The 12,150-nt window shown below is 39.7% G+C and carries 11 protein-coding genes; 10 read left to right on the top strand and 1 reads right to left on the bottom strand.

Going from position 1 to position 12,150, the window contains the following annotated elements:
• Window positions 1-2: 2 nt before the first annotated feature.
• On the bottom strand, window positions 3-458 hold the full coding sequence (locus R2Q85_RS11695) for a hypothetical protein (RefSeq protein WP_316811968.1): 456 nt from the start codon (window positions 456-458) through the stop codon (window positions 3-5).
• A gap of 647 nt (window positions 459-1,105) precedes the next feature.
• On the opposite strand from R2Q85_RS11695, the gene R2Q85_RS11690 reads away from it, so the two are divergent.
• From R2Q85_RS11690 to R2Q85_RS11645, 10 genes are all read left to right on the top strand, one after another.
• A complete protein-coding gene (locus R2Q85_RS11690) occupies window positions 1,106-2,407 on the top strand; it encodes a nucleotide sugar dehydrogenase (RefSeq protein ID WP_316811967.1) in 1,302 nt (433 codons plus the stop codon).
• A 6-nt stretch (window positions 2,408-2,413) separates the two neighbouring features.
• Window positions 2,414-3,859 carry a lipopolysaccharide biosynthesis protein gene (locus tag R2Q85_RS11685; RefSeq protein WP_316811966.1) on the top strand — a complete coding sequence of 482 codons (1,446 nt, stop codon included), beginning with the start codon at window positions 2,414-2,416 and terminating at the stop codon, window positions 3,857-3,859.
• 52 nt (window positions 3,860-3,911) lie between these two features.
• Window positions 3,912-4,766: a glycosyltransferase family 2 protein gene (locus R2Q85_RS11680; RefSeq protein WP_316811965.1), complete on the top strand. Its 855-nt coding sequence runs from the start codon at window positions 3,912-3,914 to the stop codon at window positions 4,764-4,766.
• On the top strand, window positions 4,766-5,866 hold the full coding sequence (locus tag R2Q85_RS11675; protein ID WP_316811964.1) for a glycosyltransferase: 1,101 nt from the start codon (window positions 4,766-4,768) through the stop codon (window positions 5,864-5,866). Before R2Q85_RS11680 ends, R2Q85_RS11675 begins: the two co-directional genes overlap by 1 nt.
• Before the next feature lie 13 nt (window positions 5,867-5,879).
• Window positions 5,880-6,554 (top strand): class I SAM-dependent methyltransferase, encoded by a 675-nt coding sequence (locus R2Q85_RS11670; RefSeq protein ID WP_316811963.1) that lies wholly within the window; start codon window positions 5,880-5,882, stop codon window positions 6,552-6,554.
• Window positions 6,555-6,582: 28 nt separating this feature from the next.
• Window positions 6,583-7,179 carry a sugar transferase gene (locus tag R2Q85_RS11665; protein ID WP_316811962.1) on the top strand — a complete coding sequence of 199 codons (597 nt, stop codon included), beginning with the start codon at window positions 6,583-6,585 and terminating at the stop codon, window positions 7,177-7,179.
• Between the two features lie 66 nt (window positions 7,180-7,245).
• Window positions 7,246-8,313: a glycosyltransferase gene (locus R2Q85_RS11660; protein WP_316811961.1), complete on the top strand. Its 1,068-nt coding sequence runs from the start codon at window positions 7,246-7,248 to the stop codon at window positions 8,311-8,313.
• A gap of 27 nt (window positions 8,314-8,340) precedes the next feature.
• Complete coding sequence (asnB, locus tag R2Q85_RS11655) at window positions 8,341-10,194, top strand: asparagine synthase (glutamine-hydrolyzing) (RefSeq protein WP_316811960.1); 1,854 nt, start codon at window positions 8,341-8,343, stop codon at window positions 10,192-10,194.
• Window positions 10,191-11,300 (top strand): glycosyltransferase, encoded by a 1,110-nt coding sequence (locus R2Q85_RS11650; RefSeq protein WP_316811959.1) that lies wholly within the window; start codon window positions 10,191-10,193, stop codon window positions 11,298-11,300. The genes asnB and R2Q85_RS11650 overlap by 4 nt, the downstream gene beginning before the upstream one ends.
• Window positions 11,297-12,145: a class I SAM-dependent methyltransferase gene (locus tag R2Q85_RS11645; protein ID WP_316811958.1), complete on the top strand. Its 849-nt coding sequence runs from the start codon at window positions 11,297-11,299 to the stop codon at window positions 12,143-12,145. The genes R2Q85_RS11650 and R2Q85_RS11645 overlap by 4 nt, the downstream gene beginning before the upstream one ends.
• Window positions 12,146-12,150 lie beyond the last annotated feature (5 nt).

The following is a 12,150-nucleotide window of genomic DNA, read 5'->3' as shown; positions in this document are numbered from 1 at the left end:
CACTAAATGCAGCTTAAGCTCTGGTCTCTTTTGTCAAAACGATCGTTTACATCTGTATCATAGCCATAATAAGGCATATTACCAAGGTTTTTCAGGCCCGGTTTTGCATCGGGTTTTGCAATTTCAGTGAGCAGTTCATTATACTTTTCCAGCAGGGTAATGTATTTGTTCATCCAAAAATGAATGGAGCTTTCGCAGTTTTCGTTTTTGAAGTCTTGAACTGCGGTAAAGCCCGCTGACACCTGGTTTTTGGCCTTTGCAAATTCCTCAGGAAATTCGTTAGTGAAATCGTGGTCTATTGCCTGGCCTATTTTGCAAATGGTTTCCAGATTTAAATGTCCGTGTTCAAACCAGTTATAAATAGATGTTCTACTTACATGTAGTATTCTGGAGAGTTCGCTGATTCCGATTTTGGTGCGTACGATTCGTTCGATTACGTCCCCTTTGTTTGAAGTCATTAGTAAATAGTTTAAATGATACTTAATTCTATTAGCTAAATATTGAGATCAGAGGGATGTGCTAATCTTATTGAAAGATAAAAAAAAAATACCATTAATAGAAAATAATAATAATAATTGTTAAATGTCCTGGTAATGCCGTCTTTTCCCAATTTTATATATTAGGCTTATTTAGAGTGGAATAGGCGTATTTCGTTTACAGTTTGTACAGTATCAGGGGATTCTTGTATACATCTGTAAACCAATATGTGCAAACTATACAATTAGAATTACAACTTTAAAAAAGGCATATCTTCCCGGGATATATTACATAGCTTTATTTAATAAAATTAATTGATGGCAAATAGTTCTGGCAAAAGAAACAAGAATATTTCGCCCAGTATGAAAAGATGGAGCAGCGATAAAAATCCAGGTCATGACGGTTGAAATCCGTTTTGATAAGCTTTAACTTCAAAGATCGGTTCCTGTAACTGATGTAGCGAAGCTGTAGCAAAACCAGCTCTGCACTTTCCATAAAAATTATATTTTAATTTATTATCTCTTTGGGAAATAAAAATTCTTACAGATAAAAAATAAAACCTTCTTTTCCAATTTCTTGGTTGCCTTGCATTCATTTAAAAAATCCAGGGATTATTAATTGACAAAACATGATGAATAAGATAGCAGTACAGCCCAGAATTGCGGTTATTGGGCTTGGATATGTAGGTTTGCCCCTGGCTGTAGCGTTTGCCAAAAAATATAAAGTGCTGGGCTTTGACATTGATGCATCCCGTATATCAGCACTCAAATCTGGAACGGATCATACACTCGAAGTAAGCAAGGCCGAATTAAACCAGGTACTTACACCTAGCTGCAGTTCGGCATTGGGTCTTTATTGTACCAATGAGCTGGAGAACATTAGCAGCTGTACCATTTACATAGTTACTGTACCCACACCGGTAGATAAAAATAACCACCCAGACCTGTCGCCTCTTTTAAAAGCAAGTGCAAGCGTTGGGCGCGTACTTAAAAAGGGAGACATTGTAGTGTATGAATCCACTGTATATCCAGGGGTTACAGAAGAGGAATGTGTACCTGTTTTAGCTAAAACTTCGGGCTTAACCTATAATGTAGATTTTTTTGCAGGCTATTCGCCAGAGCGCATCAATCCCGGTGATAAAAGCCGAACTGTGATTGATATTCTCAAAATAACCTCAGGATCGACAGCTGGAACTGCCGAGACCGTTGACAAGCTTTATGGTTCCATTATCCTTGCAGGAACGTACAGAGCTTCTTCCATTAAAGTTGCGGAAGCTGCAAAAATTATAGAAAATGCCCAGCGGGACATCAACATTGCCTTTGTCAATGAACTGGCTATGATCTTTAACCGCTTAGGGATCAATACCACTGAAGTCTTAAATGCAGCGGCGACGAAATGGAATTTCCTGAACTTCAGACCAGGGCTGGTTGGCGGACATTGCATTGGTGTTGATCCCTACTACCTGGCGCAAAAAGCACAGGAAGTTGGCTATCATCCCGAGATCATTCTGGCAGGGAGACGGGTGAATGATGGAATGGGGGCTTATGTAGCAGATCAGCTCATCAAACAAATGGTTCAGAAAGACATCCATATTATTGGGGCGAAAGTACTTGTCCTGGGCTTCACCTTTAAAGAAAACTGTCCTGATGTGCGCAATACCAAGGTCATTGATGTCATTAACCGCTTAAAGGAATATCATATACAGGTTACTGTTCATGACCCTTGGGCAAATGTGGCACTCGCTATGCATGAATACGGAATTATATGTGAGAATGGAGAATCAAAGACCAGAAAATATGATGGAATCGTATTGGCGGTGGCACACCTGGAATTTAAAACCATTGATTTAAAAAGTCTATGCAAAAAAAACAGTGTCATCTATGATGTGAAATCTTTGCTACCAGATGAATCGGTAGATTCCAGTTTGTAAAGCATCATGAGTTTAGGCAGTAAAACAATATATGGGGTGCTCTGGTCAATTGGCCAGGAAATGAGCTCAAAATTTATCAGCTTTTTTATCACCATTGTTCTGGCCAGGCTTTTGTCGCCTGCCGAATTTGGTCTGATTGCAATGCTATCTGTTTTTATTGCGGTTGGAAATTCCTTACTGGACAGTGGTTTAAGCTCGTCTTTAATCCGGACACCAGAAGTTACGCAAAAAGACTGTACTACCGTATTCTATTTTAATTTGGCGGGAAGTCTGGTTATTTATGGTGTGCTATTCTTTTCAGCGCCTTTAATTGCCTTGTTTTATCATCAGCCAGTATTAAAAAATGTGATCAGGGTGTACGGTATAACTTTAATTATTAATGCTTTTTTTGTGATTCAGCAAACTTTACTGGTAAAGGAAATGAGGTTCAAAACCATGACAATGATTCAACTTCCTTCAGTCATTTGCGGTGGGATTCTTGGAATTGTACTGGCGCAGCGGGGATTTGGTGTATGGAGCCTGGTGTGGATGGGCTTGCTGAATCCACTGATATCCACCCTGCTGCATTGGTGGTATTCAGCATGGCGGCCGGTCATTTTGTTTAGTGCAGACAGTTTAAAAAAACATTTCAATTATGGCTATAAACTGACCTTGTCGGGATTGATTGACAATGTTTACCAGAACATTTACACCATATTGATCGGTAAATTTTATGCACCTGCCCAGCTTGGCTTTTATTCCAGGGCCGAATCGATCAGTCAGCTGCCCGTAGGTATTATCTCATCCGCGATCAATAAAGTTACTTTTCCGATGTTTGTTAAAATTGCACACGATAAGGAACAACTGGCAAACGTTTATAAAAAAGTAATGCTGCAGGTACTTTTTTGGATGTCCCCATCGCTGGTGCTGTTGAGTGTAATTGCCGAACCATTATTCCGGCTGGTGTTAACGGATAAATGGCTACCTGCTATTCCATACTTCAGGATCTTATGTATAGCTGGTATTATGTATCCGGTGCATGCCTATAATCTCAATATATTAAAAGTAAAGGGACAAACTCATCTGTTCCTGAAACTTGAAGTCATAAAAAAGGTGCTTTGTGTAATCGGCATCAGTTGTGTTTTTCCTTTTGGTATTTACGGCCTGTTATACTTTCAATTGTTTTTTAGTTTTTTTGGTTTTTACATCAACTCCATCTATAGTGTCAGGTTCATCGGCTATCCATTTTTAAAACAAATTGAAGATATCCTGCCAACCCTGCTCATTTCCTGCTCGGTAGGGCTGGGTTGTTACTTGCTGGACCAATATCTTTTTGATGCTTTTCAGTTTAATGACCTGTTCAGGATCACTGCAACAGCTGCAGCATATTTCATAGGTTATCTGGGCTTTGGTTTCCTGGTAAAACTATCTGCAGTTGCCGACTTCAGGTATATCCTTCAGGGAAGATCATAAGCGCGTCAAGATTAATATAAATTATACCATTGATAATAAACTAAACTGGAATATGAGAAAAGATATCAAGGTGAGCATCTGCTGCCTCACCTATAACCATGAGCGTTACATTGCACAGGCCATTGAAGGTTTTTTGATGCAGAAGACTAATTTTCCCTTTGAGATTATTGTAGGAGAAGACTGTTCTACAGATCACACCAGGATAATTTTAGAGGATTACAAGTCACGATATCCTGATCAGATCCGGTTAATTACCTCAACGGCTAATGTTGGTGCAAATGTCAATGCGGTAAGAGTTTTTAAAGCTGCAGGCGCTGAATACATTGCAGTATGTGATGGCGATGATTACTGGACAGATCCTTTAAAACTGCAAAAGCAAATTGATTTTCTGGAGCAAAATGAAGATTACGTGATGTGCGGGCATTATTCAAAACGAATTTCAGAAAATGATGAAATACATTATATGAATTTTAACCCAAAGCCATTGATCTACTCATTTGACGATGTCATGTCGGGCAATAAGACCGAAATATCCACATTAACTATCGTTTTTAGGAATACAAGGGAAATTCAGGAAATGTTTGATGCAGAATGGTTTACAAGATGTAATGCTCCGGACAAATTTATTAAACTTTATACCACGTTTATATCTGGAAAGCGCATTTACATTATGCCTGAGACCATGAGTTGTTACAGACAGCATGCTGGTGGTATGTGGAGTTCATTAAAGCCCCGGAGTTTGAAACAGAAAGAACTTAATGATCTGTATATGATGATCAGGATCTTCAAGTATACCTGGATCCAGAAAGGAAAATTGTTCTTTTTTTATTTGAAAAAGTATTTTCTTTTTGAGTTGAGGGAACATGGTTTGCAGGAAACATTAAGTACGATAAGAACGATATGGTGATGAATAATAAGTTGTTTTTTGTGATCAACAGCCTTCAGAGAGGAGGAGCAGAAAGAGCGATATCGATAGTAGCAAACGAGCTTCATAAGCAAAATTTTGAGGTTACTATTGTTTGTCTTAATGAAGCTGATATTGCATTTACGATTTTGCCGGAAGTGAATGTGATCAGTCTGTTAAAAAAAAGGGGCAGGGAAAATGCGTTCAGCAGGCTGTGGTATGCTGGTCTGCTCTACTCCAGGTTCATTATCTTGTTAATGAAAGAAAAACCATTTTATGTCATTTCTTTTATGACTACGTCAAATTTATGGACGGGATTGGCATGTCTCTTAACACGCGTATCTTTTGTCGTATCTGAACATACCACTCCCGATATCACCCTCAATACTTTCAATTATATTTTTAGAAAACTGTCTTTTCTTATTTACAGACAATCCACCGCAGTCGTGGTCCCGTCCATAGGTATCGCCGATCGCATTAAAGAAAATCATTCCTTCAGAAATTTAAATAATTTCAAACTCATCAGAAATCCAATAAATGAATTTCCTGAACCTTCTGATTGGAGCGTAAATGATAAAAAATTTATTCTGGGAGTAGGCCGGTTGTCTTTTGTTAAAGGTTTTGATATTTTGATTGAGGCTTACAACAATATTGACAATTCCAACATTGATCTGGTTATCGCAGGTGATGGGGCAGAATACGAAAATCTGAAAATTCAGATTGAAAGATTGAACCTAACAGGCAGGGTGAAACTGATCGGTTCAAAGGACAATTTACAAGATTATTATCACCAGGCTGAATTGTTTGTTTTACCCTCTAGGAACGAAGGATATCCTATTGCCCTTACAGAAGCAATGAGTTTTGGCTGTGCCTGTATCGCCGTAAATTGTGATTTTGGCCCGTCAGAAATCATAGAAAACGGATTCAATGGGATCCTTATCGAACAAAATAACCTCGGCAAGTTAAGCCAGGCTATTGATCATTTGCTGCTCAACCCTAACCTGAGAAAGAAAATTTCAGCGAAGGCACAATTGATTAACGAAGCAAATTCTGTAAAAAATATAACCAATCACTGGCGCAACCTGCTGTTGGATCCAACTTAATCAACAAAAACTTATGGAAAGCTATTTAAGGAAAGATATTATTGGCTGGGATATCGAAAACTGGTCAAGGGCATTGCCTTTTTGGGAAAGTTTCGGGGAGATCAATACGGCCAACAATGAATGTTTAGAGATCGGTGCCTATGGAGGTGGTCTGTCCTTATGGTTGGCCTTAAACAAAAACAAGGTCACATGTTCAAATTTAAACAAACCAGATGCGAATACCCAAATGGTCCACAGGAAATACAATTGTCATTCCGCTATACAATATGAAGCCATAGACGCAACTGCTATTCCCTATGCAGATCATTTCGATTATATCGTGTTTAAGTCTATTTTAGGTGGGATAAATGGCGAAGAACCTCAGGTTAAGCTTAAAGTGATCAATGAGATGTACAAGTCACTTAAACCCGGGGGCAAGCTATTGTTTGCTGAAAACCTGGACGCTTCTATTTTTCATAAGATTTTAAGAAAATGGTTTGGTACAAAAAACTGGAACTATCTTAAACTTCGCGATGTGGAAACCGTTTTCTCCTCATTCGCTAAGGTAACCTATACTACAGTTGGTTTTTTTGGCTGTATGGGCAGAAATGAGTACCAACGCATCATGCTTGGAAAACTGGACCGGCTGATTGATTCCATTATACCAAGTGCAAGCAAGTATATCATTATAGGAGTTGCTACCAAATAGAACCGGATAAACCATAACAAATAAGAAAATGATGACCAAGAGGATTTTTGACATTATATTGGCTACAATCGGACTGATTGCATTTGCCTCCCTTTTTATCCTGATCAGTATTTTGGTAGGCTTAGATTCCAAAGGTGGAATATTTTACCGGCAGATCAGAGTTGGCAGGAATATGCAGGATTTCTATCTGTATAAGTTTCGCAGCATGTATGTTCATGACGAAGATCAAAACCTGCTTACCATAGGTGGAAAAGATTCCAGAATAACTAAAATCGGATACCTGCTCAGAAAATATAAACTTGATGAACTGCCGCAGTTGCTCAATATTTTAAGAGGCGACATGAGTTTTGTGGGGCCACGTCCGGAAGTTAGAAAATACGTGAACTTATATGACAACGACCAGATGCAGGTGTTGTCGGTTAAACCCGGAATTACAGATTGGGCATCCATCGAGTTTTATGATGAGAATGAGTTGCTGGAACAGGTAGAAGACCCCGAGTCATTTTACATACACCAGCTGATACCGCAAAAAATCAGTCAGAACCTCAGGTACATCAGGGACCATAATATTTTAACAGATGTTAAAATATTATGGTTAACACTGAAGCGTTTGATCGCCTATTGAGCTCAGCAATTAGCTGGTATTCCAAAGGTGCTGCACACGGCAAATTTTTGAAAAATATCATTTAGTATGAAGCGGAAAGTTTTTTTTGTAATGACTGCGCTGAAAGATGGCGGCTCGGAACGGGTATTCTGGCTTTTATGTCAGGGTTTTAATAAAAATTTATACGATGTGAGCCTGGTTCTGCTCGATCCGGATAAAACTTTATTTTCCAGAGATTTGCCTGGGGTGAACTTTATTGACCTGGGTACCAGGAAAGCATCCAGGTCTTTTTTTCAAATGTATAAACTATTTAAAAAGGAAAAGCCATTTGCAGTTTTTTCCACGACAGATCACATCAATATCCTGGTTTCCTTCGTTTCCCTGTTTGTTAAAATTCCAAAATTAATTGCCCGGGCATCAAACAATCCTCATCAGATGAAAAAATATGAGGGATTTAAGGGAAGGTTTTGGGCATTGTTTACCCGGTTTAGCTATAGAAAATACCAGGTAATTGTGTGTCAGACAAGAGAAATGAAAAGGTCAATTCTTTCTGAATACCGCCTTGACCCCAATCGCCTGGTGGTAATTCCGAATCCTGTATTGTATACCAGTACAGTTAAAGAGTTAAATAAAGGCTTTAAAATACCTGTGCGCAAAAAGATACTGGTGATTGCCCGTCTGTCAAAAGAAAAAGGGCTGGAACGCCTGCTGGATATTTTTTCGAGGCTGCCCGGAACCTATACTTTAAATATTGCCGGAGATGGTCCTTTAAAGGAGGCAATTCTGGAAAAAATTGCTTCATTAAAACTGAGCAAAAGAGTGAACCTGCTGGGTAGCATAAGTAATGTCATCAGCATATTACCTGAATATGATAGTTTGGTGCTGAGCTCATTGACAGAAGGTTTTCCAAATGTAATTTTAGAATCGTTGTCCGTTGGTATTCCGGTAGTAAGTTTTCGCGTTGGCGGTGTAAACAGCCTGTTAAAAGACGGATTTAACGGTTACATCGTGGAGCAGGATGATCTTGATGCTTTCAGAGCGCGGATCATAACCACCTGCAATCAGGCCTGGGACTTCGCCGCAATTAAAGCTGATGTTTTCAGCAAATATGCTTTAGATAAAGTAGTCCCTGAATACGAATGTTTGTTAGACTGAATTTTCAAATCCTAACCAATAACAATTATGTGTGGTATTTACGGTTCTACTGTCAAGTACAGTGAAGAGATCATTTGTGAAAAACTCGCCCGTGTTGATTTTCGTGGCCCGGATTTTTCCGGTTTTAAACAATTCGATGGCCTTACCTTAGGACATAACCGCTTGTCGGTTATTGATCTTGATCCCCGTTCCAACCAACCATTTTGTTATATGCACCTTCATATTGTTTTTAACGGCGAGATATACAATTACCTGGATGTCAGGAAAACATTAAAAGAACAGCAGTACCATTTCAGGACAGGCTCCGATACAGAAGTGGTTTGTGCTGCTTACCTCGCCTATGGTGCCGATTGTGTAAATCATTTCAATGGAATGTTTGCCTTCGTAATTTATGATTCGATAAAAAAGGAGTTATTTGGTGCAAGGGACCGTCTGGGTAAAAAGCCGTTTTATTATGCCCATTCCGGAGCTTCGTTCGAATTTGCCAGTCAGCCAGCTCAGCTCAGTATCGGAAAAAAATTAACTATCGATGAAACGGCAATTCAGGAGTACCTGGTATGGAACAATATTCCGGAACCCAGATCCATTTATCAGGAAGTGAAGAAATTACCCGCGGCGCATCGTTTTACTTTTGATCTTTTTAGCGGTAAATTGAATATCACCCGGTACTGGGACCTGGATTACAAATGGGATAATAAGTTTACCGGTACTTACCAGGACGCTAAACAGGAGCTTTCCAGCTTGTTAACTGATGCCGTAAAGATCAGGATGTTTGCCGATGTGCCGTTGGGTGTTTTCCTGTCCGGAGGAATAGATTCTTCTCTGATCACTGCACTGGCGGTACAACAGGTTAAAAATGTGAAGACATTTTCGGTCAAATTCAATGAAAATGGTTTCGATGAGAGCGTATATGCTGAAAAAGTAGCCAGACATCTGGGAACCCAGCACCATACCATCGTATGCGATTATAGGGAAGGGATAGCGCTGATAGAAAATGTATCCAGGTACTATGATGAACCTTTTGCAGATTCCAGTGCAATCCCTTCTTTGCTGCTCAGCAAACACACACGGAAACATGTTACTGTAGCTTTAAGTGGTGATGCTGGTGATGAAGCTTTTCTGGGTTACCACCGTTATAAGTGGATCAATGATGTGAAGCCGTTGTTTCGTTTTCCTCTGCATATGAGAAAAGCAATTGCCGCTCTTATTGCGCTTTCCCCAAAATACCGGCATAAACTTATCGCGATGGGCATTTCCATGCCCACCATAGCAGCGCTTTATGTTAAAATATTTGCAGGCATGGAAAATTCCTGGGTATTAAAAAACGATATTGGTTTGGATAATGCGATGATGCATATTTTAAATAATCCATTAAAACCACTGCTGGAACGTGTTTCGGATTTTGACATTAAAACCTATTTAAACGGAGACATCAATACCAAGGTAGACCGGGCCTCCATGGCATTTTCACTGGAATCAAGATCGCCATTAATGGATTACCGGATCATTGAGTTTTCGCGTACATTGCCAACTGATTTTAAATTTTACAAAGGCAATCAAAAAAGAATCTTAAAAGACCTGCTTTTCGAACATATTCCTCCCCATTATTTTAACAGGCCAAAAGCAGGCTTCACCATGCCCTTCCAGCATTGGTTCAGAAAAGAGTTGAAAGATTACGTTCAGGATAACCTTTCAGAAAGAGAGCTGAAAAATATTCCAGGGATCAACATCCCCAGAACACTGGAAATTATACAGGAACATTTAAGTGGCAGATGGAACCGTTATCCCCAGATCTGGAAATTGCTGGTGCTGGCCCAGTGGCTTAAAGCTCAAAAAAAGACAGCGCAAGATTTTGCCCAAATTCAATCCTTCAGCTCATGAAACAAAAAATTTTGTTCATTACGCCTGGCTTATTTAAAGGAGGTGCCGAAACACAATTGCTTAAGGTTGCCAGATTTTTTAAATCAAAACAGCACGAGGTGATGGTCATTTCCTTAAAACCCATTAACTCCTTTGGAACTGAACTGGAGAAGGAAGGCATTTCAGTTCTTTATCTGAAAAACTGGTCAACTCACTTTGTATCAAACGGCTTTACACTTTTCAAAGCGTTGGGCACATACCGGGCCGATGTGGTTATCGCTTTCATGTTTATAGCCATTATATTTGCCCGTTTATTAAAAATCTGGTTCAGGTTTAAATTGATATCTACCATAAGGATATCTGTAATTAAAAAAAAATGGTACCTGCTCTTTAAAATGACCCGCGGTTTAGATGATGCCGTGGTTTACAATTCTTATTCCTCAAAAGTTAGTTTCGAAAATCAAAAACTGGTGCTTAAAGAGGGGATTGTCATCAACAACAGCGTTGATATTCCTGCTATTAAAAGCAACGGTTCTCCATTACGACAATCAAAACCATTCGTTTGGATCTGTATAGCACATTTCAAGTACAACAAAGATTATCCAACGCTGTTTAAGGCCATGTCACTTATAAAAGGCAACAATGTTCTTTTGCAAATCGTAGGTAACCTGCATAACCAGAGCTGGCCTCACCAGATGATTAAAGCTTTGAAAATTCAGGAATCTGTCCAGTTACTGGGGCATAAGCACAATCCCGAAAGCTATTTGGCAGTCGCAGATGCCTTTGTACTTTCTTCGTTTTGTGAAGGCATGTCCAACAGCCTTATGGAAGCCATGGCTTACGCAAAACCCATAGTAGCAACGGACATCAGTTGCAATAAAGAATTGGTGGAGGGAGCAGCATGTGGTTTTCTTTCTAAACAGGAGGATGCTGAGGATCTTGCCCGGCAAATGAGCGAGGTGATGAATTATTCTTTACAGGAAAGAGCAATACTAGGGAGCAGGGGAAGACAATACATCGCAACAAATTTTTCGGAAGAAAAAGTAATGCAAGACTGGCAGGCTGTAATTAACCAGGTCACAAAAAATCAGGCCATTCATACCTCCGAATTATCAGCCATATCATGATTAACAAATTTATCCGGCAAAACAACATGAAAACATTTGAACAAGAAATTAAACAAGGACAACGCTTTGAGTTCGGTAAGAACTGGCAAAGCTTTTTGTCCTCCTTAACCGATGAAAGAATTAAAATAGCCGAGAACTCCATAAAAGAGATGTTACAGGTAGCGCATCTGAAAGGAAAACGGGTTTTAGACATTGGTTCCGGCAGTGGACTATTTTCTTTGGCAGCACGTAATCTGGGCGCAAAAGTCCATTCGTTCGATTACGATCCGGCATCCGTTGCCTGTACCAAAATGCTCCGCTCACGCTACTTTCCCGGAGATCCAAACTGGATCGTTGAAAAAGGTTCTGTACTGGACGGAGATTTCCTGAGCTCAGTTGGCAGTTTTGACCTCATCTATTCCTGGGGGGTACTGCACCATACCGGAAATATGTGGGCCGCAATTGAAAATGCAGCCTCGCTGGCAAAGAAAAACAATACCCTGTTCATTGCGATTTATAACAACCAGGACGGACGATCAAGGCTCTGGACAAAAATAAAGAAGTTTTACTGCTCCGGCCTCCTGGGTAGAGCCATCACATCAACCATATTTATACCCTACTTTTTTTCCAAAACATTGATATCCAGTGTTATCAGGAGTAGAAATGAATTTGCAGCCTATAAAAAGAACAGGGGCATGTCCATTATGCACGATTGGTTTGACTGGCTGGGCGGCTATCCATTTGAAGTGGCCACGGTAGAGGAAATATTCAATTTTCTCCATCCCAAAGGTTTTGAGCTCAAAAATATCAGGAACACCAATCATTCTGGAACCAATCAGTTCGTGTTCGTAAAGGAATCTGATTGAGCGGA

It is taken from the genome of Pedobacter heparinus, from assembly GCF_032678725.1.
Taxonomy (GTDB): domain Bacteria; phylum Bacteroidota; class Bacteroidia; order Sphingobacteriales; family Sphingobacteriaceae; genus Pedobacter; species Pedobacter heparinus_A.
This window is presented reverse-complemented; position numbering and strand designations above follow the sequence as displayed.

Bases quoted from the DNA above. Each gene is read 5' to 3' on its own strand.
- R2Q85_RS11695 (WP_316811968.1), bottom strand. From the start codon at position 458: ATGACTTCAAACAAAGGGGACGTAATCGAACGAATCGTACGCACCAAA.
- R2Q85_RS11690 (WP_316811967.1), top strand. From the start codon at position 1,106: ATGATGAATAAGATAGCAGTACAGCCCAGAATTGCGGTTATTGGGCTT.
- R2Q85_RS11685 (WP_316811966.1), top strand. From the start codon at position 2,414: ATGAGTTTAGGCAGTAAAACAATATATGGGGTGCTCTGGTCAATTGGC.
- R2Q85_RS11680 (WP_316811965.1), top strand. From the start codon at position 3,912: ATGAGAAAAGATATCAAGGTGAGCATCTGCTGCCTCACCTATAACCAT.
- R2Q85_RS11675 (WP_316811964.1), top strand. From the start codon at position 4,766: ATGAATAATAAGTTGTTTTTTGTGATCAACAGCCTTCAGAGAGGAGGA.
- R2Q85_RS11670 (WP_316811963.1), top strand. From the start codon at position 5,880: ATGGAAAGCTATTTAAGGAAAGATATTATTGGCTGGGATATCGAAAAC.
- R2Q85_RS11665 (WP_316811962.1), top strand. From the start codon at position 6,583: ATGATGACCAAGAGGATTTTTGACATTATATTGGCTACAATCGGACTG.
- R2Q85_RS11660 (WP_316811961.1), top strand. From the start codon at position 7,246: ATGAAGCGGAAAGTTTTTTTTGTAATGACTGCGCTGAAAGATGGCGGC.
- asnB (WP_316811960.1), top strand. From the start codon at position 8,341: ATGTGTGGTATTTACGGTTCTACTGTCAAGTACAGTGAAGAGATCATT.
- R2Q85_RS11650 (WP_316811959.1), top strand. From the start codon at position 10,191: ATGAAACAAAAAATTTTGTTCATTACGCCTGGCTTATTTAAAGGAGGT.
- R2Q85_RS11645 (WP_316811958.1), top strand. From the start codon at position 11,297: ATGATTAACAAATTTATCCGGCAAAACAACATGAAAACATTTGAACAA.